General features: G+C 33.4%; 27 protein-coding genes. 10 read left to right on the top strand and 17 right to left on the bottom strand.

Annotation, left to right across the window (positions count from 1 at the left end; genetic code table 11):
* A complete protein-coding gene (locus BBI01_RS18695; protein ID WP_065396161.1) occupies nt 1-1,059 on the bottom strand; it encodes a phosphoribosyltransferase-like anti-phage protein in 1,059 nt (352 codons plus the stop codon).
* 178 nt (nt 1,060-1,237) lie between these two features.
* Entirely contained in the window at nt 1,238-2,119 is an 882-nt protein-coding gene (locus BBI01_RS18690) for a helix-turn-helix domain-containing protein (protein ID WP_083190153.1), read from the bottom strand.
* A 93-nt stretch (nt 2,120-2,212) separates the two neighbouring features.
* Here BBI01_RS18690 and BBI01_RS18685 point away from each other — a divergent pair, with 93 nt between their 5' ends.
* Complete coding sequence (locus BBI01_RS18685; RefSeq protein ID WP_065396159.1) at nt 2,213-2,977, top strand: SDR family NAD(P)-dependent oxidoreductase; 765 nt, start codon at nt 2,213-2,215, stop codon at nt 2,975-2,977.
* 912 nt (nt 2,978-3,889) lie between these two features.
* Nucleotides 3,890-4,441, top strand: a complete 552-nt coding sequence (locus BBI01_RS18680; RefSeq protein WP_065396158.1) for a membrane lipoprotein lipid attachment site-containing protein — start codon at nt 3,890-3,892, stop codon at nt 4,439-4,441.
* A 74-nt stretch (nt 4,442-4,515) separates the two neighbouring features.
* Here BBI01_RS18680 and BBI01_RS18675 read toward each other — a convergent pair whose 3' ends face one another.
* Entirely contained in the window at nt 4,516-4,878 is a 363-nt protein-coding gene (locus BBI01_RS18675; RefSeq protein WP_065396157.1) for a winged helix-turn-helix transcriptional regulator, read from the bottom strand.
* A 93-nt stretch (nt 4,879-4,971) separates the two neighbouring features.
* Here BBI01_RS18675 and BBI01_RS18670 point away from each other — a divergent pair, with 93 nt between their 5' ends.
* A complete protein-coding gene (locus BBI01_RS18670; protein ID WP_065396156.1) occupies nt 4,972-5,421 on the top strand; it encodes a DUF3291 domain-containing protein in 450 nt (149 codons plus the stop codon).
* A 169-nt stretch (nt 5,422-5,590) separates the two neighbouring features.
* Here the strand turns inward: BBI01_RS18670 and BBI01_RS18665 are convergent, their stop codons facing one another.
* Nucleotides 5,591-6,085 carry an SRPBCC family protein gene (locus BBI01_RS18665; RefSeq protein ID WP_065396155.1) on the bottom strand — a complete coding sequence of 165 codons (495 nt, stop codon included), beginning with the start codon at nt 6,083-6,085 and terminating at the stop codon, nt 5,591-5,593.
* A 262-nt stretch (nt 6,086-6,347) separates the two neighbouring features.
* Between BBI01_RS18665 and BBI01_RS18660 the strand changes: the two genes are divergently transcribed.
* Nucleotides 6,348-7,016 (top strand): hypothetical protein, encoded by a 669-nt coding sequence (locus BBI01_RS18660; RefSeq protein WP_065396154.1) that lies wholly within the window; start codon nt 6,348-6,350, stop codon nt 7,014-7,016.
* Between the two features lie 30 nt (nt 7,017-7,046).
* Nucleotides 7,047-7,535: a hypothetical protein gene (locus BBI01_RS18655; RefSeq protein ID WP_065396153.1), complete on the top strand. Its 489-nt coding sequence runs from the start codon at nt 7,047-7,049 to the stop codon at nt 7,533-7,535.
* A gap of 33 nt (nt 7,536-7,568) precedes the next feature.
* Here BBI01_RS18655 and BBI01_RS18650 read toward each other — a convergent pair whose 3' ends face one another.
* Nucleotides 7,569-7,877 (bottom strand): hypothetical protein, encoded by a 309-nt coding sequence (locus tag BBI01_RS18650; RefSeq protein ID WP_123862175.1) that lies wholly within the window; start codon nt 7,875-7,877, stop codon nt 7,569-7,571.
* A gap of 359 nt (nt 7,878-8,236) precedes the next feature.
* Here BBI01_RS18650 and BBI01_RS18645 point away from each other — a divergent pair, with 359 nt between their 5' ends.
* Together BBI01_RS18645 and BBI01_RS18640 are read left to right on the top strand one after the other, a co-directional pair.
* A complete protein-coding gene (locus BBI01_RS18645) occupies nt 8,237-10,597 on the top strand; it encodes a TonB-dependent receptor (protein ID WP_065396151.1) in 2,361 nt (786 codons plus the stop codon).
* A 6-nt stretch (nt 10,598-10,603) separates the two neighbouring features.
* Complete coding sequence (locus BBI01_RS18640; protein WP_065396150.1) at nt 10,604-11,806, top strand: DUF4374 domain-containing protein; 1,203 nt, start codon at nt 10,604-10,606, stop codon at nt 11,804-11,806.
* Nucleotides 11,807-11,989: 183 nt separating this feature from the next.
* On the opposite strand, the gene BBI01_RS18635 is transcribed toward BBI01_RS18640, so the two are convergent.
* The 6 genes from BBI01_RS18635 to BBI01_RS22905 all read right to left on the bottom strand — a co-directional run bounded on the left by BBI01_RS18635 (nt 11,990) and on the right by BBI01_RS22905 (nt 17,893).
* Nucleotides 11,990-14,113 (bottom strand): outer membrane beta-barrel family protein, encoded by a 2,124-nt coding sequence (locus BBI01_RS18635; protein WP_065396149.1) that lies wholly within the window; start codon nt 14,111-14,113, stop codon nt 11,990-11,992.
* A gap of 12 nt (nt 14,114-14,125) precedes the next feature.
* A complete protein-coding gene (locus tag BBI01_RS18630; protein WP_065396148.1) occupies nt 14,126-15,334 on the bottom strand; it encodes a PepSY-associated TM helix domain-containing protein in 1,209 nt (402 codons plus the stop codon).
* A 707-nt stretch (nt 15,335-16,041) separates the two neighbouring features.
* Nucleotides 16,042-16,359, bottom strand: coding sequence for a hypothetical protein (locus BBI01_RS18620; protein WP_065396146.1), 318 nt, complete (start codon nt 16,357-16,359; stop codon nt 16,042-16,044).
* Nucleotides 16,360-16,372: 13 nt separating this feature from the next.
* A complete protein-coding gene (locus tag BBI01_RS18615; protein ID WP_123862174.1) occupies nt 16,373-16,861 on the bottom strand; it encodes an STM3941 family protein in 489 nt (162 codons plus the stop codon).
* Between the two features lie 86 nt (nt 16,862-16,947).
* Nucleotides 16,948-17,673 (bottom strand): ankyrin repeat domain-containing protein, encoded by a 726-nt coding sequence (locus tag BBI01_RS18610; RefSeq protein ID WP_065396144.1) that lies wholly within the window; start codon nt 17,671-17,673, stop codon nt 16,948-16,950.
* 52 nt (nt 17,674-17,725) lie between these two features.
* The gene (locus BBI01_RS22905) at nt 17,726-17,893 is read right to left on the bottom strand and encodes a hypothetical protein (RefSeq protein WP_165602272.1); all 168 of its coding nucleotides are present in this window, start codon (nt 17,891-17,893) and stop codon (nt 17,726-17,728) included.
* Between the two features lie 208 nt (nt 17,894-18,101).
* On the opposite strand from BBI01_RS22905, the gene BBI01_RS18605 reads away from it, so the two are divergent.
* On the top strand, nt 18,102-18,689 hold the full coding sequence (locus BBI01_RS18605) for a hypothetical protein (protein ID WP_065396143.1): 588 nt from the start codon (nt 18,102-18,104) through the stop codon (nt 18,687-18,689).
* 69 nt (nt 18,690-18,758) lie between these two features.
* Here the strand turns inward: BBI01_RS18605 and BBI01_RS18600 are convergent, their stop codons facing one another.
* The 5 genes from BBI01_RS18600 to BBI01_RS22900 form a co-directional block, all read right to left on the bottom strand.
* Nucleotides 18,759-19,352 (bottom strand): hypothetical protein, encoded by a 594-nt coding sequence (locus BBI01_RS18600; RefSeq protein WP_065396142.1) that lies wholly within the window; start codon nt 19,350-19,352, stop codon nt 18,759-18,761.
* A 95-nt stretch (nt 19,353-19,447) separates the two neighbouring features.
* Nucleotides 19,448-19,843 (bottom strand): DUF7674 family protein, encoded by a 396-nt coding sequence (locus BBI01_RS18595; protein WP_065396141.1) that lies wholly within the window; start codon nt 19,841-19,843, stop codon nt 19,448-19,450.
* A gap of 51 nt (nt 19,844-19,894) precedes the next feature.
* Nucleotides 19,895-20,026 (bottom strand): hypothetical protein, encoded by a 132-nt coding sequence (locus tag BBI01_RS23160; RefSeq protein WP_262484600.1) that lies wholly within the window; start codon nt 20,024-20,026, stop codon nt 19,895-19,897.
* A gap of 82 nt (nt 20,027-20,108) precedes the next feature.
* Nucleotides 20,109-20,465, bottom strand: coding sequence for a DUF7674 family protein (locus tag BBI01_RS18590; RefSeq protein ID WP_065396276.1), 357 nt, complete (start codon nt 20,463-20,465; stop codon nt 20,109-20,111).
* 11 nt (nt 20,466-20,476) lie between these two features.
* On the bottom strand, nt 20,477-20,641 hold the full coding sequence (locus tag BBI01_RS22900; protein WP_165602271.1) for a hypothetical protein: 165 nt from the start codon (nt 20,639-20,641) through the stop codon (nt 20,477-20,479).
* Between the two features lie 394 nt (nt 20,642-21,035).
* Between BBI01_RS22900 and BBI01_RS18585 the strand changes: the two genes are divergently transcribed.
* A complete protein-coding gene (locus BBI01_RS18585) occupies nt 21,036-22,049 on the top strand; it encodes a nucleoid-associated protein (protein WP_065396140.1) in 1,014 nt (337 codons plus the stop codon).
* Nucleotides 22,050-22,179: 130 nt separating this feature from the next.
* The gene (locus BBI01_RS18580) at nt 22,180-23,142 is read left to right on the top strand and encodes a hypothetical protein (RefSeq protein WP_065396139.1); all 963 of its coding nucleotides are present in this window, start codon (nt 22,180-22,182) and stop codon (nt 23,140-23,142) included.
* A 123-nt stretch (nt 23,143-23,265) separates the two neighbouring features.
* Here the strand turns inward: BBI01_RS18580 and BBI01_RS18575 are convergent, their stop codons facing one another.
* Nucleotides 23,266-24,015, bottom strand: a complete 750-nt coding sequence (locus BBI01_RS18575; RefSeq protein ID WP_065396138.1) for a succinate dehydrogenase/fumarate reductase iron-sulfur subunit — start codon at nt 24,013-24,015, stop codon at nt 23,266-23,268.
* Between the last annotated feature and the right edge of the window lie 4 nt (nt 24,016-24,019).

The raw sequence follows: 24,019 nt of genomic DNA, 5'->3' as shown, positions 1-24,019 counted from the left end.
TTAATCTTTTTTTGTTAAACCTCTATTGGCTAATTCAAACAAGGGTTTCCATTTGTGTCCAGTCACATGCCACCAAAAAACTAATGGACAATTGTTAGGAATATTTCTCCAAGTAAAAAAGTGTGTACCCAACCCAAAAATCTTATAATCTGGTCCGATCATACCTAATGGTCTTAAATTGGGTTTAACTTCTGATTGAATCATATTTAAAATTTCTATTCCCTTTTCAGTTATGGTTGTCTCATAAGCTGTTCTGTTGGTAGGAGAAGTAAAAAATTGTTCGATTTTCGGACTGTTAATTTCTCTGTATGCATGATCGCCGTGCTTTGTCGCAGCTAAACCTTCTAAGTAGGTATTAATTATGACATTATTGCCCTTTAATGGTTTTGCAACATTAAATTTTTGATTATTAAATTTGCTGTGGTTCTGTACCTCATAGTCAAATCTAAGCTTAATCTTATTTATAGACTTTGCATCATACTTGTTGGTTAAGCCATATTTCATGAATTCATAGCCCCAACGGTGTAAACAAAATATACAAATCGAATATTTGATTTCGTTATCTTCAAGTTTCTTATAAAATTTTTTCTTTTCTGAATCCTCACGCTCAAGAAATATTCTAGTTTGTTTGCCAATAGTACTTCCCGAAGCTAAAACATCATCAAAATAAATATAATTTACTTTGGGGAAGGTCAAGTATTTTATATAGGATTCATCGTACTGCTCATTTAAAATTTCCTCGATAATTTTTAAAATTGCGGGCTGGCTTTTATATGCTTCTTGTAGGTCAACAAATTCTGTGTCCATAAGGAAATTAGTAATATTTGTATAACCATAAAATGTCATGTAGTGTTTAATATGCTTTTCAAGATAAGATTTTGCTTTTTCTCGGGATAAGTATACTTCGGGCATAATTTTATTTAGTTCTCCCAATACTAATTGTGCTTGATCACCAAATTGCTCTGCCCATTCTATGATATTTTCTTGAGTTAAAAAAATTCCATCGTGGTTTCTATAACCTTTAATTATTTCGTGGATGCTTTCTGCTAATTTTTCCATTAATTATATAATTATATCAAAAATAACTATTCTCAAAACTAAAACAAAAATTTTGCTTTTTATTAAGTGTTTTGCTGCAATTAGATATATTCTAATTTACTAGATTGTTTTTTAATGTAGAATATTAAATAATACTTTATTTTCTATACATCCCAATATATTTATTGCCTGTTTTTACTTATTCTTTTGAGAATTTTAAAGGTGTAGTCTCCGAATTTTTTTTGAAGAATCTGCTAAATTCTTCTAGGTTATTATAATGGAGTAAAGTGGCTACTTCGGAAACATTATATTTCCCAGTCTTGAGTAAGATTTTTGCGTGAGACAAAATCATTTCTTCAATGAGCTTTTTAGCACTACGTCCTGTTTTATTTTTTACAATGTTAGTTAATGCTTGTTTAGAAATGTTAAGCTTTGTGGCGTAAAAATCAAGTTTCCTTTCTTTGTAATAATTTTCTTTCAAAAGCTGTTGGTAATTTGAAAAAATCTTTTCCTTTCCGAAGCTGTTGTTTAAATTCTGGTCTTTGAAATCTGCCTCAATCATATTTTCGATTTCATATAACAGAATTATAATCAAACTTCTTATAATGTCCCTTCTGAAAGGATGAATTTTATCTTTTTGTTTTACTAACATTATTTCTATAGCCGATGTTAATCGGTCTTTTTCAACTTCTTTTAATGGTTTACATTGAATTCCATTTTTACTTAAAAATCGAAATCTTTCCAAAAAATGTATATTATTAAGGGTTTCTACTAAAAAACTTTTTTGAAATATGACCAAAAGGCATCTGTAATCTTCGGAAATCTCCAATCCTTCGATAATTGTAGAAGGGGTGAATGTGGCTAAGGTGTCAACTTTATGAATTATTTCTTCTCCATCCACTCTTAGTTTTATATGTCCCGATATGCATATCGAGATCACATACGAGTTTTGTCTTAAAGGGAAATAGCGTAGTAAATCGTGCACGCGATCACTGGTTACATAATAATCGTAAGTGCCAAGATTAATATTTTGTCGTTTTGTAAATTCTTCAATAGCTAGGTTCGGAATTTTACGTGGCATAAGGAATTATAATTTTAGTCAAAAAAAATATTATTTATGTCAAAAATACAGCTTTTTTTGAGTTTAAATTTACTGTATATAAATTTTCAAAATATGGAAAGATTAAAAAATAAAGTAGCCCTGATTACAGGTGCCGCAATGGGAATGGGAAAAGCAACAGCAGAATTATTTGCTGAAGAAGGTGCAAAAGTTATCGTAGCAGACTTTAATGAAGAAGCAGGAAATCAAGTAGTGGAAGAAATAAAAGCTAAAGGTGGCGAAGCAGCATTTTGTAAGGTAGATATCTCCGATTCTAAACAAGTGGAAGCGATGGTTCAGTTTACCGTAGATACTTTTGGAAGATTAGATTGTGCGGTGAATAATGCAGCATTAAAACCAGACAACAATTCTTTTCAGGATTTAGATGAGGAATATTATGACCGTCTTCAAGCTGTAGATTTAAAAGGAACTGCTTTGTGTATGAAATATGAATTAAGACAATTTGTTGCTCAAGGTACTGGTGGTTCTATTGTTAATATTTCATCTATTAATGCATTTAAACCCATTTTAGGAAACCCAGCTTATCAAGCTTTCAAACACGGAGTGGAAGGTCTTACAAAAGCTGCTGCTTTTGAATACGGTGTGCAAGGCATTAGAATTAATTCTGTAGCACCAGGTGCCATTAGAACTCCAATGCTTACGGCTTCTCTTGCAGATAAAGGCATTACCGAAGCTGATATTGTTCCACAAATGAGTTTGATTGGCCGCCTCGGTGAAGTGAGAGAAGTAGCACAAGGAAGTTTATTTCTAAGTTCAGACGATGCAAGCTATGTTCACGGAACGGTTCTTCACGTAGGAGGAGGTTTTGAGTTACTCTAAAAAAAAGTTTACCATATGGAAAGAGCCGGCTCAAAAAATTGTTGCTGGCTTTTTTATCTAAATAATCTAAAGATTTTTGCTTTCTGTGTGTAGCCAACCAGTAAATTACCAAACGAATAAAAACCATTCAAGCTCATTACTCAAAAGAAAATCTTAAACGTATTTTTACAAAGTACATTTAATTTGTACGAAGTCGATACGATTTATGCATTAGAATTGTGTGCTAACAAACTTAGCTACTCCACTTCATTTTTATTTCTAATTTGATATCCAATGCGTACCAAATCAGAAAATCTTTAATATAATTAGTTAATTTTTTCGGAGCGATTTTGTCACTTATTAGATATATCATTTTGATTATCAGGGAGTAATAAAATGATTATTTTTTTTCAGATGGCTGATTCATAATATTTTACTTTAATCTTTTTTATTAATTTATTTGTACCATATTAGTACCATAAGTTTATAAGTTGCTGATTATCAGTATTTATTATATTAGAAGAAGTAAAATAATAAATGTAGGAAACACTAACATTTGATTATAAAATAAACCGGTGGTAATTTTGGTTACCACCGGTTTTGTTTTTAATTTAGATCCATCAAGATTGAAATAAACAATGAATTTTTTACAGGTATTTATACAGACTTCGGATATTGTGATGGGAATTCTCTTAATTGGAGTGCTGGCTTTTATCATCGGAGTGGTATCGCAACATTAGTTACTTATCTGATGGTAAGGAAAACACAATCCAAAGCTAAATCTTATTATAGAAATGTATTTCTGATTGCCGGAGCTATGAGCGTTATCCCGATTTGCATTATACTTCTATACTTTTTAAGTTTGTAATAGATAAAAGGTAATAATTTAATTTTCTAAATAACATCAGAAACAAATACTCATTACAAAAACATATGAAAAAAATTATCGGTTTATTATGTCTTACAGTAATTTTGACAGCTTGCAATAAATCAGAAAGTAAAGGAAATAAAAATGATGAACTGAAAGAAGGAAAGCAACTTTCTCAGGAACAAAAAACACATTCAGAAGAAGTAAAATCATCAGAAAACCGAATTTCAAAGGACGAAGCTGTAAAACTTGCTATGAAACAGTTTGATGATTATTTACCCAATATTCTTAAAACCTATGACGGAGTAATTGACCTTCAGGTTCCTAATACAGGTGATTTTACAGGCGATGGGATAGAAGATGTCGCAATTTATTGGAATATTGCTCCCGAAGGCGGAAATGCGATCATAGGGCAGGGATTATCATTGTACAAGAACGATGGGAAGACCGTGAAAGTGATTGCAGGATATGAACCGGACTATCTTTTTGCTTTTGATACCATCAAAAATGGCAAAATCATCGTAGAAAGACTGGAATATGCTGAAGAAGATGGCAGATGTTGCCCTTCAATAAAAACAAAACATGCTTTAACGATTAAAGGGAATAAAGCTTATTAAAAAATCTCAAAGAAGAAATAAATGAAAAGGCATCTTAAAAGTTGAAAAGTAAGTGTTCAAAGCTTCATCAATTTTTAAGATGTCATTTTCTTTTCAAGAATATCTTTTCCCCATTCATTGATATTATCCAATAAAGGAATAAATGACAATCCCAGATCAGACAAACTGTAAACTACTTTCACAGGAGGTTTAGTTCCGAAAACGGTTCGGGTGATAAGACTATCTTTTTCCAACTGCCTTAGCTGAAGGCTTAATGTGGTCTCGGTAATAAAAGAAAGTTCTTTTTTTAATTCTCCAAAACGTTTGTCACCATTTCTTAAATGACAGAGAATGACACCTTTCCATCTTCCTCCGATGAGATCCATGACAAAGCTTACCGCGCATGGATAAGATTTTTCCCCAACCTTGATATATGAAGTTTCACATTCTTTTTCCATCTTTTTTATAGTATCTAAATTGATAGTTATTTTATGCTAATGCCGCAGCATCTATTTTTACACAATAATAGACATAAAACAATAAATAATAAAATGTATCAATTAGCACAAATCAACGTAGCGAGGATGATTGGAGTAAACATTGAAGATCCTGTAATGAAAGAATTTTCTGACCACTTTGATACTGTAAATCAATTGGCAGAAGAAAGTGAAGGATTTATCTGGAGATTAAAGGATGAAGAAGACAATGCGACAAGTTTTAATCCGTTTAATGATGAGCAGGTGATCATCAATCTTTCAGTTTGGAAAAATAAAGAATCATTGGAATATTTTACCTATAAAACATTTCACGTTGATTTTATACGTCGAAGGAAAGAATGGTTTCAAAAATATGGAAAAGCTTATTACGTACTTTGGTGGATAAAAGACAATGAATATCCTACTGTAGAAGAAGCATTGGAAAGGTTAGAATATCTTCAGAAAAACGGTCCCTCAGAATTTGCTTTCAATTTTCAGACAGTTTTTCAGCACCCGAAAGTGTAGATATAAAGACTATTTTGAGTATTGCAAACACAAGTCTGCAAGCTTTAGTTACCAGGATTTTCTTAAAGAAATTAATAATTCAATTTATAAAGAGAATAATAATCTGCGTTAGGAAATAAAAAAGTCAATGAATTGTTTCCCAACTTTATTTTTTTAATCTATCTATAGCTCAGATCCGATGTTGATGAGGCCATGGTTTACCTTTTCCGGTTTCACAAAGTAATTTTAAACTTCTCAGAAATTGTCCCCAGGTATAATTACATTCGGCAAACATTGGAGAATAAGAACTCCAGCCTTCATGATGAAACATCAGTAACGTACCGCTATCATAGACTAATTGCTCAATCTGTCCTTCGATTTCTGGATGCATTTTTCGTAAAACTTCTTTGTTCCCTGATATAAGCTGAAAAGTAATGGTTGTCCCAATCCACTCTTGTGCTCCGGCAATACATTGCCACTGAACTTCTTCAAAAGGTCTAAGCTTAGTAATTTTCATATCTTTAAAGTACTCAGGACCAAAAGAAAATCTGGCAATACTTCCAAGTTCTGAGCTGGTTTTAGTATGAGGCGTCCACCATGCAGATAGTCCGGATTGACTGCTGAGTGCATCAAAAACCTTTTCTTTTGATGAACCAATGAGGATGAAGTGATGAATATTGGGCATATTTCATGATTATTAGTGAGTACGTTTTTTCATTATAGGATGGGTATTAAAAATACAAAATAAAAAACAACAGTAAAAAATAAAAATTCGTTTCTTAATTTGTTATAATAAAAGTTAATATTCAACTTAGAATTACTTTAATACATGGTTTTTTGTATTTTCGTTTTTATAAAATATCTCCGGTTACAAGGATTGAAAATGTTGTAGGTGTTTACTTTTTTATCAGAATTCCGGTCTTTATGCAATGAATCAAAACTAAACTATGAAGTATTTTTCAATTTTATTACTCGCAATTTCCCTTTATTCCTGTAAAGAAGAAAAAAAAGAAATCAAAGAAGAACCTAAAGCTATCAGTGAAATCAGTGATTCTAAAACTCAATCCGATTCAGTAAATCAGAAAGCTACTCAGTTTACAGAGGTGAAAAATGACATACAGGAAGATGACGGACAGGATGAGATAATGCTGGAAAAAGACATATTGTTTAACGGAAAACTAAAAAGAATTTTTGAACTGAAAGATTTTGAAAAAGTATTCGGAAAGGCAGACAGTACAAAGCTGATGTCAGAAACGCAGCCTTGTACTTATATTTTTGAAGATACTGGTGATGGAAAGAATGATAAATACTTATATAAAAATGAATCATGCTTTGAAAATACCGAACAGAAAGTAGGAGTGAATGAATTTTGGTTTCTCAATGGAAATTATATTCTTTATAAAGGGATAAAAATAGATGGAAGTTCCACCATTGATGATATTAGAAAAATATTTCCCAATTCCGTAAAAAATATTTCCGAGCTGGATTCTCCCGGAAGAGGAAAAGTACAGTTGATCAGACTGAGGGAAGATAAAGAGAATATTTCTGACGGACATATTAATATATACTTTAAAAATAATAGGGTACAATCTATTCATTGGTGGTTTCCCTGCTAATTTAAAATACTTAATCACAAAAATATTAAAATGAAGCTAACAAAATATCTATCAATACTTTTTGTATTGGGATTACAACTCATTTGCTACGGGCAAAAATCAGAAGATAACCAAAAGCCGCTACAAGCCAAAGCTGAGGCATTTACCCAACAAATCATCAATCTGATTACAGAAAAGAACTATAAAGCACTGGAACCATTGACTACCCAAAAAATCTATTGCAGCCTTTGCTTTGAAGCAGAACCTGAGAAAAAAGCTTTCGTAAATAAGAACATTTTTTATAGTAAACATGCCAATGCTATTTTCAATAAAGAACTTTTAGAAAGGCTTAAACGTAATGAAACAAAATTTTCCCCAGACGGATCTGATCCCGGATTTGGTGACAGAGATTATATTGTGTTATACACGATCAATCGTCCAAACGAATTCGGTGATGGGCATGAGGGAGCACAATTTGTTTTCTGGCTGAAAGAGGAAAAAGGAAATTTCAAATTATCAGGAGTAGAAACAATACCTTAAACACAGTCTGAATACATTGTATTTGTGTTCGTTTTAATTGAAATTATCCCGATGTGGTAATACAAAATACAGAACCGTAAAGAAAATCAAAAGCAATATGTTCATTACATATTGTTTTTTTTGTTTCCTGTAGATCAGATAAAATGTTTCAAGACCTATTAATCCGGCTAATAAGAAAAATAAATCAAGAGGTATCATGTCAATATTATAAGTCTGACGCTTATATCCGGCTTCTGCAAACATGGCAAACCAAACAAAATAAGGAATCGCAAGACTGATACATCTTATCAGAAGATGTTTATAATTTTTAATAATTCGTAATATAAATGATGCTACTGGCAATGCAAAAGGTTATCCGTTAAAAAGAGACTATAAATTTTCCACTATAATAATAAGAAAAGTTGAGTTAAGATAGGTTTATTAAATTTATTTTGACTTGAATTTTTACTAAAATGCCATAAAAATTGATTGATATCTATTAAATTATGTATCATTTTAAATATGACTTATTTCATGCTTTTAAAATGTAATAGACTTTTATTTCTGTATTTATGATTGAATTTGAGTTGTTTACAAATTAGGTTATCAAAAGTATGTTAATTAATATTAAAACTAATTAGAATAATTAAAAATAATAAGGTCTTTTCCTTTGAGGATTCATAAGTAACGTTTAATTTTGCTATTTATAATAATTATAAATAATGAAATTGTATCAACGTATTTTTATCTTTCTCATTTTTACCCTTTCAATTTCCCTTATTCAAGCACAGAATACCGATTTTACGGTTCAGGGAGTTGTACAGGATGACAAAAAACAGGGATTAAATGGAGTGAATATTTTTGTGGAAAATACAAAAATTAAAGCCCAAACCGATCAAAACGGAAATTTCAAAATCAATTACAAAAAAGGAGAAGCTACTTTAGTTTTCAGTCTGGGTGGTTACAAAAAGTTCAAAAAGAAAATGAACTTCAGTAGCGAAGGGTCTCCGGTAAGTATTCAGCTGGTTGAGGATCGAGGAGCTGTAGATGAAATTATAGTACACGGAAAAGGTAAGGTGAAAGCACTGCAGGACGGTGCTTTTACTGTTAATGCTATTGACGTGGCAAAATTGGCAAATACCACAGCAGATCTTAATCAGGTTTTGAACAGAACAACTGGGATTAAAGTTCGCCAACAAGGTGGAGTAGGTTCAGACTATAACTTCTCTATCAACGGAATGTCCGGTAAAGCTGTAAAATTCTTCATAGATGGAGTTCCATTGGAAATGCTGGGGAAAGGAGTAGATCTGAGCACATTGCCTGTAAATATGGCAGATCGTGTAGAGATTTATAAAGGCGTTGTACCTATTCATCTAAGTACGGATGCAATGGGTGGTGCTGTGAATATTATCACTCCCGGAAGCAGCAAAAATTATCTGGATGCAGGAATAAGTTTAGGATCTTTTAATACCCAGCGCATCAATCTTAATGGGCAGTTCAAAGATGAAAAAACGGGGATTATTCTTCGTATCAACAGTTTTTATAACCACTCCGACAACAATTATCTGATGAAAGATATGAAAATCTGGAATGGGGCTAAAAATGAATATGAACTGAGAAATGTAAAACGTTTTAATGACAGGTACCAGTCAGTCTTCGGTATGGCTGAATTTGGACTTGAAAATAAAAGTTGGGCCGATTCCTTCTTTGTTGGAGCCTCGCAATCTGTTTTTGATAAGCAGATACAAACTGGTTCCAATCAGGATGTCGTGTATGGTGGCGTAAAGCAAAACGGAGAAGCAAGTAATTACTTTTTGAAGTATAAAAAAGCAAACCTTTTCAATGATCATCTGGATGTGAATGTGTATGCAGGTTTTTCTAAGAGTGTTCAGAAAGCCACTGATACTCTTATGCGTAAATACAGCTGGGATGGTACTTTTGAACCTTCTGCATCAAGTGAGAAAGGAGGCAGAAGTATTATTATGCAGCATGAAGACCGTTTTTATTCACAATTGGGAGCTACTTACAAAATAGTTGAAAACCATAAATTGATTTTCAACTATGTATTTGATTATCTTAAAAATACGACATACAATAAACTGGAAGAAGAGAAAAGTGATGTTGATCCGGCGAAAATGACCAAGCAGATTTTGTCTATGGCTTATCAGCAGGATTTTTTCAATAGACACTGGACGAATGTTTTCTTTGCTAAATATTATCATGTAGGACTTCAGAAAATGGTTTTCGATCCGGTAACCAGAACTGATAACCCTACAAAAGATGATTTTAGCAACTGGGGATATGGTTTTGCTACCACTGTAAAGATTACGAGAGATTTTGGACTTAAAGGATCATTTGAACGTTCTTATCGTTTGGTGGAACCTCAGGAAATCTTCGGAGATGGTGTTGCTGTTACCAGTAATATGAATCTGAAGCCTGAAACCAGTAATAATGTAAACGCAGGTTTCTATTACAATCATCATTGGGGATCACATGCTTTCCGTATAGAAGGAGCAGGATATATCCGTGATACAAAGGATTTTATTTATACTGTTCCTAATTTGTACAATAGTACTTTTAAATATGAAAACCTTTCTAATATCTTAACCCGCGGGCTGGAAGGAGAATTGAGTTATCAATATAAAAGACTCCTGAATGTATTAATGAATGTGAGCTACAACAAAGCTTCAGATAATACAAAATTTGCCAATAAAAGCGAGGATGTTATTTCTGCAACATACAAAAAGGATGTTCCGAACCAACCTTGGCTGTTTGGAAATGTGAATGTAAGCATCGGTAAAGATGATTGGTTTCAGAAAGACAGCCGTGTAGAACTTTACTACGGGCTACAGATGACGGAATGGTTCTATAAAAACTGGAAATCCTATGGAAATCCACGAAATATTCCGATTATCCCAAGACAAACTCTTCACAATATAGGAATAAGTTATTCCATGAAGAACGGAAGATACAACGTAGCGTTTGATGTAACCAATCTTACTGATGCGCTGGCATATGACAATTTCAGACTTCAGAAACAGGGACGTGCTTTCTATATAAAATTCAGATATCTACTTAAGTAAAAAATCATGACACAATATTTCAGAAACAGTATACTTTTACTACTTGTATGTTTCACAATCATAAGTTGTGAAAGTGAACCAGGCTACGGAGATTCCGGAAGTGGCGAAAAAGACTATAAATATTTTCTTCTTTCTGCATTAGGAAGCTGGCCCAATACTGTACATTATATGACGGCTACCAACGATCTTACAAAAGGTGAAATGGATATTACCAAGGAAGGTGATGAGATCAATTCTAAAGGAACCTATTCCTATATTGTAAAAAATGGATTTATTTATAACTACAAAACAGACCAGGGAGTCTTCAAAAAGTTTAAATATACACAGGACAGGCTGACTACAGTAAAAGAAGTTCCTTATACTTATATCAGTGATATTTCCAGCTTTGTATGGACGGATGATAATACATTGGTATTGGTAGGAGAAACCGGAGACGGACAGCATATACGTTATACTGTTTTCAATGCTACAGATCTTAGTGTAATCCGTCAGGGAGAGATCGAAGGATTTCAGCCTTTCCCGGATGCTTATCATTTCTATACAATAGGTTCCATGACTTATATGAATGGAGAAATCTATTTTCAATACAGCTTCCGCGATGGTAAATGGCTGAATCCGCCTTATTACAATCTTGCTGTGATAGATTATAAAACCTTCAAAGTAAAAAGTTCCGTAAGTGATAACAGAAGCTCTGGGGTGGCAAATGGTTCTCCTTACTTCAAAACAGCTTTTACAAAAGATAAAGAAGCCTTTTATTACACATGCTTTCCACGTGTAGGAGCGGGATCAAATAAAATCTACCTTTTCAGAACCCTTAAAGGAGCTACTGCACCAGATCCGGGCTATCAGATTAATCTTACTGATATTGTGGGCAATAAATCTCTGGAAACAGTAATAGATTATATCGGTGACAATAAAATGGTAGTTCTGTACCGTGATCCGGCTTTAGGTGATGCTTATAATGGTCGTTATGCCATCATAGATATTGAAACCAGACAATTGGTGCGGGTGCTGGATGAATTACCTGGAGATGAGCCTTACGAACAAAGTATATTTGTTCAGAATAAAAAACTATATATCGCGCTGAACAGCAATAAAGGTGAAAACTTTGTATGGATCTATGATATTCAAACTGATAAAATAACCAAAGGAATGAAGCTTCCTGATCGTATCTCCGGTTTTGCACGTTTTGATAAGTTTTACGACTAATACCAACGTTTCAAGTTCATAGAATATTTATTTGATAAAAAAACGGTTCTCAATCATATTGAGAACCGTTTTTGCTTGCTTTATTGTTGAGTTTTAAAGACAGATAATCGGAAAATAAAAATGGTCGGAAAACTTCTCCGACCATTTTAGCTATCTTATTATTTATTTCTATGAATTAATATTCTAAAGTTTATAATTCAATGACAGGGTGATCACACGGCTGTCCAGATTATATTTCTGTCGAATCGTAGAGCTGAAGTTATTTCCGGTTACACGATAATTATTGGTCTTTAATAAGTCTGTAACAGCTAGTTTTAAAGTCGCTTTATCCTTCCATAATGTTTTAGAAACGCCCAGTGTCAGATCAAAATAAGCATCACGGATAAACAAACCAATATTTGATTTTGAGAAATATTGAGCATTAGCCTCAGCCTTCATTCCTTTGATAATATTGAAACTGTTTTGTGCATTCACCGTAAATGCAAGCTGGGAACTGTTTACAGAATAATTTTGGTAATTTCCTTTATATTCATTGTTGAATATATTAAACATAGAAGTCAATGACCACCAGTTGAAAAGCTTTGTAGTAGCTGTTATATTAGCACCATATACATAAGATTTATTCAGGTTGTCCTGCGTTTTTACCAAAATTCCTGTATCCGGCTGATAATTATAAACTTCCGTCATCACATCATTGGTCACACTGAAATAAGCTGATGCTATGATATATTTTCCCCAGGTATAGCCCAATTCTGTTGCGTGGGTAAACTCCGGATTCAGATTAGGATTTCCCTGCCAATAATTGAATGGATCATCATAAAAACGGAATGGGTTCAGATCAAAATGACTCGGTCTGTTGATTCTTTTACTGTATGAAGCGTAAAATCCATGGTTGTCGCTCATCTGGTATTTGATGGATGCACTTGGGAAAAGGTTTGTATAATCTCTTTTTCGCTGTTCCTGTGATGTTTTCTGATTGATATCCGTATGCGTCGTTTCCGTTCTCAAACCTAGCTGGAATGTCCATTTCGTGAGATTCAGCTTATAGTTGGCATATAATGCATGAATCTGTTCTTTGTAAACATATTCATTACTAGCTTTATCATCATTGATCCAGTCTTCACCTTCTTGTTTAAAATATTCCGAAGGGTTGTTATTAGACTTTATCGTAGATTTCAAACCGGTTTCAAGATTATGCATTTCACTAAAAGGAAGAGTAAAATCTACTTTAGCATTGAAAACTTTCAGACGGGAAGCAATGCTGCCTCTTCTATTATTAAAACTCTCCGTTCCAAGATTCACCAATGCATCCGAAAACTGATTCTGGCGCGAAGTAAATCGTGATGTTTCGTATTCCAGATCCACATCTACCTTATAATCTTTATCATTGAAGACGTGTGTCCCTTTTAAATTATAAGTATAATCGTACCAGTTTTCTTTATTCTTATTATCCGAAAGAACATGAGCAAAAAGTTGGTCTACAGGCTGGAATATTTTATTTTCACCTTTTGAGAAGTTCTCATAGCGTCCTATTTTAGCATCAAATAAAGCTCCAATCGTTGTTTTATCATTGAATGCATAATCTGCCCCGAATTTGAAGTTATTCGATGTTAAAGGCTCACTGGTTACCGAATTCTGATCTGTATTTCGGGTCATCAGCTGAGGTTGATTTTCATCAAAGAATACCTGATTAAAGTTTCTCTTTTCTTCCTCACCACGGAAAGTATAACTGTAATCTCCGTGTAAGGATAGCTTTTTATGAGTATAATTTAAACTCAATCCGGTATTAATCCTGTTTTTGCGACCTCTTCCGCCATTCAGGTAATAGTTTCCGCTCATTCCTTCCAATGAGCTTTTTTTCATTACAATATTAATGATCCCTGCATTTCCGGCAGCGTCATATTTGGAAGAAGGATTGGCAATAATTTCAATGTTCTTTACCAAAGTAGAATTGGTGGAACGTAGTAAGTTGGCAAGTTCTTTAGTTGATAACGAGCTTAGCTTACCGTTAATCATTACACTCACCCCTTTCTTCCCACGTAAAGAAAGCTCACCTTCCTGCGAAACTACCACACCAGGTGTTTTGCCTAGTAATTCCAGTACATTGGTACCATCAGACAATACACTGTTTTCTACATTAAAAATCATTTTATCTGCTTTCTGCTGGAAGACAGCTTTAGTTCCTTTGATTACAATACCGCTAATCTCTGAAGTTTTTTCTGTCTGCAAAGAGTCATTAAGACTTTCCGTTTGTCCGTAAGCATTCAGGCTAGCCATTAAAGGTAGCCATATATAGTGTTTCTTCATGAATAATGGATTTTAGGTTGTTGTTTTCTTTTTATTTCTTCTGCCCCACCAGATCATAAACCCGGTTATTGGCAATGACGCACAGAATAAACTCATTAAAAATGCCAGTATTTTTCCGGGCATTCCGAAGAACGCTCCCACGTGCAGATCATAGGTAGCATCTGTAGCTCTTTCAGCCATAGGTTTATCTTCATGTGGACGGTTAAACAAAAGTTTCCCCGAATGTTCATCAAAAATCATCATAGAAGATTCAGCATAAGTGAATTCTTTTTCTTTAATCCAGATGCTCAGGTTATCGTGTTTGTGATCTGCTTTAGTATGATCTTCCAGATCTACTCCAAAAGAATATGCTTTCGGATAATGAATTTTTACCTGTTCTATGACACGATCTATAGTTGTTGCGGTTTCTACAGATTCCGGTGCCACTGTTTTATACTGGCTGTAATCCGGTGTAGCAGATGAAAAACCATTGAGCAGCACATATACCCACATCTGAGTAATACGGAATGAATACATAATTCCTGTAATAGCTACAATAATGGCAAGAAAAGAAGAGTAGAAACCAATGATATTGTGTACATCATAGTTCTTGCGTCGCCAGCCTTTTACCTTCTCCCAACGGAACCATAAGCGTTGTTTGCTCATCTTCTTATTCTTTGGCCACCAAAGGATGATTCCGGTAATCAGCATGATCACAAAAATGATTGTAGAAACTCCCACAATAGTTCCTCCGATTTTATCACTAAGTAATAATGAACGATGGAGAGTCATACAAATAAAGAAAGGGTTATTTTTCACATCATAGATAGCGATTACCTTTCCAGTGTATTGATTTACATAAATATTTTTATAAACAATAAAAGTATTAAAGTGGTTCCAGCCATCCGGGTTAGCTTTAATCAATCCGAATTGGTAAGAACGCGCAGGATCTATTGGGATGGTGACTTCTTCCGTTTTTACGATTTCATTTTTTAGCTGGGCATTTACCAGGTCTTTTAATTCATGTAGCGGAATTGGCTTCTTATGCTGAATATCTTTTTCACCATGAAAAGTATGTTCTTTACGCAAAGCAGCTGTGATGTCTTCATTGAAAACAAAAAATGCCCCTGATAAAGAAACAATCAAAACAATGATTCCGGAAAGCAGCCCGAGCCATAAATGAGCTTTCAGGATATATTTTTTGAAGGTACCTTTAGACTTCTTTTTACCGGATTGTTGCATTTTTATAGTTATTTAGTCTTATTAAAAATAAATAAGCCACAAATATACCTTTATTTATAATAATTCTAAACAACGAAACTGCATTATTTTACTTTGGAAACCTGATTTTTATTAGGATTTTTAAGAATTGAAGTTATTTTGGAGTAAATAAAGAAATATGAATTCTACTTTTCTTCTTATTGGACATTGTAAAATCTCAAAAGGTAATTAATTTCTTTCGTTTAAAATCTTATAGATAATAAAAGGGCAAATCACCATCAGTCCTATACAAGAATAGCTTACCAGTAAATTTTTTCCATTGTCTCCAAAGAAATAAATAATCAATGCTAATAAGATCACTGGTGAAAAGATGAGAAACTTGTGCAGGTAAAACTGATTTTCACTTTTTAGATTCTCCGTTATTGTTTCTTCTTTCTTTAATAAATGAGGAAAATGATGTTTAATATAAGAATAGATCAATTCAAGATCTGTTTTGGTAAGCTCTTTTGGGCGAATTAATATTTGATCGATGGCAATGATGAGGTGGCGTTTATGGAACTGTATAGCTTTGATCTGTTGAAAAGAGTACTTTTTAAGATAATTTCTGGGATTGAGCGCATAATCTTTATACTCTGAATTTTCTTGAGTAGCAAGACACCGAAGTTGTTTATGATCAAGATAAAAAACTTCAAAGTCCTTAGCGTTTTTATATTCGAGATAGTAAGGTTTTATAAAAAATATAAACGGAAAAAAAGAAGTGTAATCAACAATCCCAAAATATCAATTCCCAATTCTTCGCGGAAATACCATGCTGTGATGAGAAAAAGTCCGCCGATGAAAAAAAGCAATACTTTATTGATTTTATTCCATGAAAAATAAAAACTAATAATGATGAATACTGCACAAATCCAACTTTTCCAGTTCAAAAAAACACCTAAAATTCCCAGTAAAGAAAACAAAGAAAAGAAGACCAATGCCATTGCATCATTCTTTTTTCCAAAGTTTTTTCTAGTGATACTGATAAAATCAGGAATTCTCGGCGTCATCCGTTTATAGTTATTAATTTTTGTAAAGCTTGCGATTCAGAAGATGGAGGAGTTCATCTTTTTTGATATTCAGAACATCTGTATCGATCCATAATGCCTCAGGCTTAGATGAAAAAATACTCCCTATGATCTGAAAAAACTGATTCATTTCTTTATTTCTATACTTTTCCGGATCTTTAGGATTAATGAGAATATTATTATTCCTGTAAAAACCTGTCTGAAAGCTGGTAATTTCTCCCCATCTTAAATATATAGGTTGTGGAGACGTATTATTTGTGATTCCGTGATCATTTATTTCCAGGGCGGGCATCCCTTTTTTAGCTTTTGTCAATTGTTGGTATTTGGTATAAATGACATGAGCTATTACAGCAATCCAGAAAACGGAGATCAATTGTACAATTAAACTCAAATGAAATAATACATACACTGAAACAGCCAATCCCAGAATACTAAGATATAATGAGAAAAGAATATTATTTTTTTTGAATTTAATTTCGATCATACTTATTGATAAACGTTTTTCTGATATAGACAGAGCTTTAATACCAGTAGTTTCCATAAAATAAGAATACTGCCGGATATTGATTTTTATTTTAAAAGCTTGATAAGTTCAGCGTTTTTGTTGGCTTTGGCAAGCTGCATAGCCGTTTTCCCGGAAACAATTCCATTATCTGTTTCTATTGAAATCGTTGACTTTTTATCTGCTCCCTGAGATAAAAGATATTTCGCAAGTTCAGTATAATTCTTTTCCACGGCATAGAGTAAGGCATTGTATCCGTCATAATCAAAATAATCCATAGGAGAATCTTTTCCTTTTAACGGAAGTTTTTTGATAAATTCAAGATCGTTACTTTTTACTGCTAATAGCAGAAACCTTCCCATGTATTCATTGTCTATTTTCTGAGGTTGGTAGTTCAGGTAAACTTCTTTAGCAATATCAAGGTTTTCATAAAAAACTGCTTTACTTAAGGCATTTTTAGCATAAAGTCCCTTTTTCAGAAGATAACGGGTGATTTCTGAACTTCCGTATTCAATAGCGTTATCCACTAATGTGGTATCTGCTGTTATATTGGCTCCTTTGTTTACCATATATTCCACCATGGGTAAATTCTTTTTCCAGATGGCTGCTTTTACAGGTAGTATCTGTTGAGGAATAACCGCTTTAATAGGATAACCTTCTTGCTCAACCATTTTTTTTACCAATGGAAAATTATTATCTCTGACAGCGTCATAGAAAGTATCGATCTGCTGTTTCGTTTGGGCTCCTACTATAGACGATAAACATATAATGATGGACATTCCAATCTTCTTCATTCTTACAATGATTTTTAATAGTGTATAAAAATAATTAATTTCTGCTTTAGCTTTAAGCTAGTTCGTTTTTCCATTCCAATGCTAAAGCTTCTACATAGTCCACAAAACTGATAATGTTGTGAAATCTATAAAAAGTGTATTCCGGCTGATTTTCCAAAAGGTCTACATTATAATGTCTGTTTCTGTAACGTCTGATATTGTAGAAGGATGGAATAGCCACGACATGTGCCCAGTGAAGGCTTCAAGATCTTTATTCATACTGTAATTTGATGTTCAAAGATACATTTTTTGTAAATTGTTTTAGAGATATTCGTGGGTTCATAGCGATCTTTTAAAACTGTTGATTATTTCTATCTGATATCCTGATAATTATCATTTTTATTAATTCCTTAATTGGTGATATTTAGTGTAATTTTAAAAGAAAAATTATGAAAATAGTAAACCTGTTAGGATCATTGCTCCTCATTCTGTTAATTACAGTAACATGTACCGGAAGAGAAGATCAAAATGAAATTTCATTCAATAAAGAACAGATAAATAATTCCCATCGCGTGATTTCCTCCGTTCGTACTGATGGTAAATACAAAGTTCAGGTGAAAGAAGGGAGTAGTATTAAAGTTTATGATACGCTTAGATATGCTGATGGATATATTTATAATAAAGAAGGTATCCTGCATGAAGAAAATTACACCTCTAAAAAGCTAGCCAAAACCTCAAGATCTTCATATAGATATTTAATTGATCTCGAAGGTTATATTCATAGTGGTGACGGATTTGTAGCATGTCCGAGCACTGCATTTACCAGAGAAAGCCCTGCAGGATATGACAGATGGGTTATTGTAAATTGTGAAGGTTACGAAACTGATGCAGATTGCCCGATCTATTACATTACAGCTGATGGAGATTGGGTACAAGGACCTATTGTGGTAGATCCTTGGGACCCGGGGATTCGTGATTATTTAGAGTGTTGGGCGGATACAGACCCTACTTCGGTGGTAAGTAGATTTTTTAACTAAATTTAAAAAAGGTATTGAAATTCTTCAATACCTTTTTTATTTTATCTTAAAATTAAAACTTAGAATTTTTTATCGTGATTTGTAATAATATTCAACATTGCTCCACAAAACTTTATCCTCAGTTTCTGTCATCTCAGATGGTGAAGTGAAAACAATTCCGAAGATATTTTGATATTCAGTTGTTCCGAAAAATGTATTCTGGGCAATTACTAAACCTCCATTATTTCTAGGAGCTCTTTTTACATATCTGAAAGTTCTTTTTAAGGTAAAAGTTGAGGTATTTTTATTAAAATCTCCTAAATAATTGGGTTTATTATCAAAGTCAGTGATCAGAACCGAATCATTGACGATTTTAATGTGATAAGTTATATCTGCAGAAGTTCCTGAAATTAATTGAATAGAATTATTTTTTAGGTCAAGACGTATATTTTTCCATGTGGGTTCCTGATACAGACTCCAGTGATTTTTAAGATAAGACTCATCAGGTGTTGTTTTCTGCCCTGAAGAACCCTTATACAAAACCGTATTTTTTACCGTGTAATTATTAAATTCAAAATTTTTGATTTTCTGGTCAATAGGTCTTGGGTCATCAATCATATTGTCATTATTTCCACATGAGATCACCGATAACGACATCAAAGCAGCATAAAAAGAGTATTTCATGGTATTTTTTTTTGCAAAATTAGTTTTTTATAAGAAAAAAGAAAGACAGAGAAGTGAATTAATGTATATCTATTCACGTTCTCTGCCTTTTAAAGTTATTTACCAAAATACATCTGATCTTGCTTTTGCTGTTCATTATAAATGATCTGGAAACTTACCGGCATATACTGATAAAGAAGTTTCCAATGGGCAATCTTAGCATGTTTTTTAAAGCTTTCAAAAGATCTTACAAAGATGTTTTCGATCATTGTTCTTACGTAGGAGTTTCCATTTCTGTAAAGTCCGTCCATCAGTTTAATGTGATGGGCAATAATGTTGATCTTCGATTCCTGCAACAGTCCTTTTAAATAATTAACTGTCGCCTGCATAATTCCTGCAAAGTTGTCCTGTACAGACAGCTGTATGATTTCATTGCGAAGTCGCGGATAGAAAAATTTTAAGTATTCAACAGCTATTTTTTGATTAATAGTTTGCATTTGTACTTTCATCATAATTAAGAATTTTTCAAACACTTATTATTGCAGCGAAATGTATACCAAAATTTACAGACACGCTGCAAAAATGAATACTCCTACAATCACTGCAATGTGAGTGAGTAATATCTCAGAATTGTGTCTGTTAGTGGTAGTTTTCCAGGTTTTCCAGTCGGAAATTCGTCTGATTTTATTTTTCATAATCTATTGAATGTGAGTTATTTTTGATTTTGTTTAATTTAAACACTTTGTAATAAAACAGGTTAAAAATGTAATAAAACCTTTATATACCATGACTGTAAATTTGTCTTGAATAGCTGTTTTTCAGGTCAGAAGAAATGTGACTGAAGATCATTTTCCGGTAATCTTTGTTGCAAAATGCTGTAAAATTGTCCAAAGAGTAGATAAAAGTATTCTCAATAGCGTTTTTTAATGTCAGATCGCCATCTTTATATATTTTGTCCATCTTTTGTAAACTTCTGAATAGCAGATTGCTGTCATTTTGGCGGATCATATTTTTAATACGTTCCGTGAATGTGCGGATCACGCTGTAAGAGTTTGTATTTTTTGTGTTATTCAGTTCATTTTCAAAATCAGGAACCAGCTCTGTGATTTCCTGTAAAGCTTGTAAATAATTCATAGTATCTATTTTTAAATGTGGTTTTGTTCCAGTAGTTTCATCAGGGCACCAAAGATGAAAATGGTTAAAAATGCTATAAAAAGCATATGATATGGCTTGAGCCATGTAGGTGTTTTTGGACCTCTGCTTTTTAATCTTCTTAATTTGTCTATTCGGTTCAATGTTTTTAAGTCCATTTTTTTATGTTTTGAAAATGATGGTGCCAATGATGTACCTTTTAAATCAGTTTTTTATTAACTGGTTGGAATACATTTGTTTGTATGTTTTTGTTTGAAGTTTAAAACGTGAAAAAGCATTTCAAAATGATAAGGATTTTATCAAATTGGAAAAGGTGGATAGGATTTTTTATCAACCACAAAAGTCACAAAAGGATAATAACACTTAAGTTATTTTAAATGATAAGGTTTAAGAATAAGGATTGCGCTTAAGTTTTGGAAATCTTAGATTTTCCTCTTTTAGTGTTAAAAAATAAAAGCTTTTGTGACTTTTGTGGTTCAAAGAATTCAAAACTAATTTTCAGTTTCATAGAAAGGATAGAATGAATATCTTTGCAGTCCAAATATTCAGAAGATGTTTTCAAAAATAATAGTACACAGAGTCGGAAATAAGATCAATGGAGATTCCTTAACGCTTTCTCAGGAAGAACTGAAGCTTGAGGAAGGAATGGCAGAGATGCTTGAGGATTACTTTTTAGGATCTTTCAAATCAGAAGAAACTTTTCATTTTTACAGTGATACGTATCTGGTGAATAATCCGGTTTACAGTGCTGTATCTGAAATTTTTGATGATAAGTCTAAGTTTATTTGGGAATCTGAAAACATTGCAAAACACCTTTTCGAAGCAGCAGAAAATCCTAGAGTTCAGAGCGGGGAATTATTCATTGTTCTTTTTGAAGATGAAAGTGACCGCCCGGATAAAGTAGATAAGATTGGGATTTTTAAAACGGAGAAGAGAGAATCATTCCTGAAAATTAATCCATCAGAAGAAACATTTGATATTGAAAAAGATCAGGGAATCGGTTTATCTAAAATTGATAAAGCAGCTTTGATCTACAACAATAATAAAGATACAGGGTATGTACTTTCCGTAGTTGATAACAACAAAAACGGAGACATGTATTACTGGTTCGAAGATTTCTTAAAAGTAAAACAGCGTGATGATGAGTATTTCCACACTCAGGAAGCATTGATGGTTTACAAAGATTACATCACGAAACAACTTCCGCAGGAGTTTGAAGTATCAAAAGCTGATCAGGCTGATTTCCTTAATAAATCTATTAATTTCTTTAAAGAAAAAGAAGAATTTAAATTGGACGAATTTGCCAATGAAGTATTGGGTGATGAGCATGTGATCGAAAGTTTTGTAAACTTTAAAACTGATTATGAGCAGGATATGCAGGTGAATATTGCAGAAGAATTCCCAATCAATGAAGCAGCGGTGAAAAAGACGCAAAGACATTTTAAAAGTATCATTAAACTAGATAAAAACTTCCATATCTACATTCACGGAGACAGACAAAAACTGGAAATGGGTGAGGATGATAAAGGAAAATATTACAGACTTTACTTTGACAAAGAAGTATAATTGAGAAGAGCTTTAAAGATGTTGACGGTCAGTTATTGATTAAAAGTAACTTCCAGCCTCCCTCTTTAATCTTCCAGCCATTAATAAATAATATTATCATAACTTTATTGCTGATTACAAAATAACAGTTATGAAATTTATGATCATTTTCTGGGGAGCTTTCCTCCTGTTTTTCTGCGTACCGTTTCCGATTTTCATTTATATGATGGGTGGGGAACTCGCAACAGAACCGAGAAATTCATTAGCTGTGAGCTATGGGTATCTCGGTTTTTCTTTGTTGATATGGGGATATATACTTGTATTCTTTATTAATAATCTTTTCATTAAAACTTTTAAACAGAAGAATACAATCCATTCCATTTTGAGAAACGGAATACCCAGAGAAGCAAAAGTTATCCGTTATCAGCTCATCAAATATTTTCCAAAAACGAATATGAATGCTATTCAGATTGTCCTTTCGTTTCCTAATCTCAGAAATACCATGATTGAGCATGAGGTGATGTTTCATGATTCCAAGCCTCAGGAAAAAAGGTTTGATGTAGGGAAAGAAGTAAAAGTCCTGCTGAATCCTACTGTTTCTCAGGAACCTTATTTTATTTTGAGTGATCAGAAAGTAGGATTCAATGCATCCGGAATGATGTTAAGAATTGTATTTATAATATTGTTGATTGCTTATATTACCGGATTGTACTCTTATTTTTATCTGAAGGAATCTTTTGACTATGGCTGGAGGTTTCTTACCTTTATGCATCCGATTATTTTCAGTGGTGTGATGACGATTATTTATGTGTTGGTCTTTCAGCTGATTGTAGGGAAATTCTTCAAGAGCAAAAAAGAAGAACGAATTCTGTTTGCAGGGAGAAATGCTGAAGCGAATATTATCAGTGTAAGTCAAACAGGTCTTACGGTGAATGATCAGCCGGAACTGATGTTTCAGGTGAGCTTCAAAGATTATAAAGGCACGGAGCACATCGCTGTTTATAAAAAAATTGTCAGTCTTTTGAACCTTTCTTCAGTACCGAAAGCAGGAAATATAGAAATCATGTATGACGAAAATGATCCGAAGAAAATAATGATTCCGAAGATATTTTAAGAGGAAAAGCTAAAAAAGTAAAAGGGCAGATTTACTTATTTGCAAATCCGCCCTTACACACATTATCAATCTTGCTTGTCCAGCTTTCACAGCTTTCTTAGCTTTTTTTCTCTTTCGTCTTTATTATTTTTTCTGGAAAAACAAAGCTCTGTTGTATTCAAAATTCATTCTGGCAATATTCAGAACAGAGATTCCCTGTGGACATTCTACTTCACAGGCTTCCGTATTGGAACAGTGCCCGAAAAGCTCGGCATCCATTTGGGAAACCATATCCAACACACGTTTACTTCTTTCTTCTTTACCTTGCGGAAGCAATGCCATATGAGTGATTTTTGCTGAAGTGAATAATGCCGCACTTCCGTTTTTACAAGTGGCCACACAAGCTCCACAGCCTATACAAGCCGCAGAATCAAACGCCTCCTCAGCAGTTTGATGCGTTACCGGAATAGCAGTGGCATCAGGAGCCTGACCTGTATTTACGGATACAAAACCTCCGGAAGAAATAATTCTGTCAAAAGCAGAGCGGTCTACCTTTAAATCTTTTTTCACCGGAAAAGCATCCGCACGGAAAGGTTCTATCAAAATCGTTTCACCATCTTTAAAAGATCTCAGGTGAAGCTGACAGGTTGTTGTATTTTTTAGAGGACCATGAGCGATTCCGTTGATCATCATTCCACACTGTCCGCAGATTCCTTCACGGCAATCGTGATCGAATTCTACAGGTTCATCTCCTTGGGTGATCAGTTTTTCGTTTAAGGTATCCAACATTTCCAGAAAAGACATGTGGGGATTCAATCCTTTAAGGTCATAACCTACCAGTTTTCCCTCACTTTTTTTGTCTTTCTGTCTCCATATCTTAAGGTGTAAATCCATAATT

The organism is Chryseobacterium artocarpi, assembly GCF_001684975.1.
Taxonomy (GTDB): domain Bacteria; phylum Bacteroidota; class Bacteroidia; order Flavobacteriales; family Weeksellaceae; genus Chryseobacterium; species Chryseobacterium artocarpi.
This window is presented reverse-complemented; position numbering and strand designations above follow the sequence as displayed.

What these genes read in the sequence shown, in the direction of transcription:
- BBI01_RS18575 (WP_065396138.1), bottom strand. Translation starts at nt 24,015, where the DNA reads ATGGATTTACACCTTAAGATATGGAGACAGAAAGACAAAAAAAGTGAG.
- BBI01_RS18600 (WP_065396142.1), bottom strand. Translation starts at nt 19,352, where the DNA reads ATGAAATACTCTTTTTATGCTGCTTTGATGTCGTTATCGGTGATCTCA.
- BBI01_RS18690 (WP_083190153.1), bottom strand. Translation starts at nt 2,119, where the DNA reads ATGCCACGTAAAATTCCGAACCTAGCTATTGAAGAATTTACAAAACGA.
- BBI01_RS18630 (WP_065396148.1), bottom strand. Translation starts at nt 15,334, where the DNA reads ATGCAACAATCCGGTAAAAAGAAGTCTAAAGGTACCTTCAAAAAATAT.
- BBI01_RS18635 (WP_065396149.1), bottom strand. Translation starts at nt 14,113, where the DNA reads ATGAAGAAACACTATATATGGCTACCTTTAATGGCTAGCCTGAATGCT.
- BBI01_RS18585 (WP_065396140.1), top strand. Translation starts at nt 21,036, where the DNA reads ATGTTTTCAAAAATAATAGTACACAGAGTCGGAAATAAGATCAATGGA.
- BBI01_RS18590 (WP_065396276.1), bottom strand. Translation starts at nt 20,465, where the DNA reads ATGAATTATTTACAAGCTTTACAGGAAATCACAGAGCTGGTTCCTGAT.
- BBI01_RS23160 (WP_262484600.1), bottom strand. Translation starts at nt 20,026, where the DNA reads ATGAAAAATAAAATCAGACGAATTTCCGACTGGAAAACCTGGAAAACT.
- BBI01_RS18665 (WP_065396155.1), bottom strand. Translation starts at nt 6,085, where the DNA reads ATGCCCAATATTCATCACTTCATCCTCATTGGTTCATCAAAAGAAAAG.
- BBI01_RS18695 (WP_065396161.1), bottom strand. Translation starts at nt 1,059, where the DNA reads ATGGAAAAATTAGCAGAAAGCATCCACGAAATAATTAAAGGTTATAGA.
- BBI01_RS18655 (WP_065396153.1), top strand. Translation starts at nt 7,047, where the DNA reads ATGAAGCTAACAAAATATCTATCAATACTTTTTGTATTGGGATTACAA.
- BBI01_RS18620 (WP_065396146.1), bottom strand. Translation starts at nt 16,359, where the DNA reads ATGACGCCGAGAATTCCTGATTTTATCAGTATCACTAGAAAAAACTTT.
- BBI01_RS18675 (WP_065396157.1), bottom strand. Translation starts at nt 4,878, where the DNA reads ATGGAAAAAGAATGTGAAACTTCATATATCAAGGTTGGGGAAAAATCT.
- BBI01_RS18680 (WP_065396158.1), top strand. Translation starts at nt 3,890, where the DNA reads ATGAAAAAAATTATCGGTTTATTATGTCTTACAGTAATTTTGACAGCT.
- BBI01_RS18610 (WP_065396144.1), bottom strand. Translation starts at nt 17,673, where the DNA reads ATGAAGAAGATTGGAATGTCCATCATTATATGTTTATCGTCTATAGTA.
- BBI01_RS18685 (WP_065396159.1), top strand. Translation starts at nt 2,213, where the DNA reads ATGGAAAGATTAAAAAATAAAGTAGCCCTGATTACAGGTGCCGCAATG.
- BBI01_RS18640 (WP_065396150.1), top strand. Translation starts at nt 10,604, where the DNA reads ATGACACAATATTTCAGAAACAGTATACTTTTACTACTTGTATGTTTC.
- BBI01_RS18580 (WP_065396139.1), top strand. Translation starts at nt 22,180, where the DNA reads ATGAAATTTATGATCATTTTCTGGGGAGCTTTCCTCCTGTTTTTCTGC.
- BBI01_RS18605 (WP_065396143.1), top strand. Translation starts at nt 18,102, where the DNA reads ATGAAAATAGTAAACCTGTTAGGATCATTGCTCCTCATTCTGTTAATT.
- BBI01_RS18645 (WP_065396151.1), top strand. Translation starts at nt 8,237, where the DNA reads ATGAAATTGTATCAACGTATTTTTATCTTTCTCATTTTTACCCTTTCA.
- BBI01_RS18615 (WP_123862174.1), bottom strand. Translation starts at nt 16,861, where the DNA reads ATGATCGAAATTAAATTCAAAAAAAATAATATTCTTTTCTCATTATAT.
- BBI01_RS18670 (WP_065396156.1), top strand. Translation starts at nt 4,972, where the DNA reads ATGTATCAATTAGCACAAATCAACGTAGCGAGGATGATTGGAGTAAAC.
- BBI01_RS22900 (WP_165602271.1), bottom strand. Translation starts at nt 20,641, where the DNA reads ATGGACTTAAAAACATTGAACCGAATAGACAAATTAAGAAGATTAAAA.
- BBI01_RS18660 (WP_065396154.1), top strand. Translation starts at nt 6,348, where the DNA reads ATGAAGTATTTTTCAATTTTATTACTCGCAATTTCCCTTTATTCCTGT.
- BBI01_RS18595 (WP_065396141.1), bottom strand. Translation starts at nt 19,843, where the DNA reads ATGATGAAAGTACAAATGCAAACTATTAATCAAAAAATAGCTGTTGAA.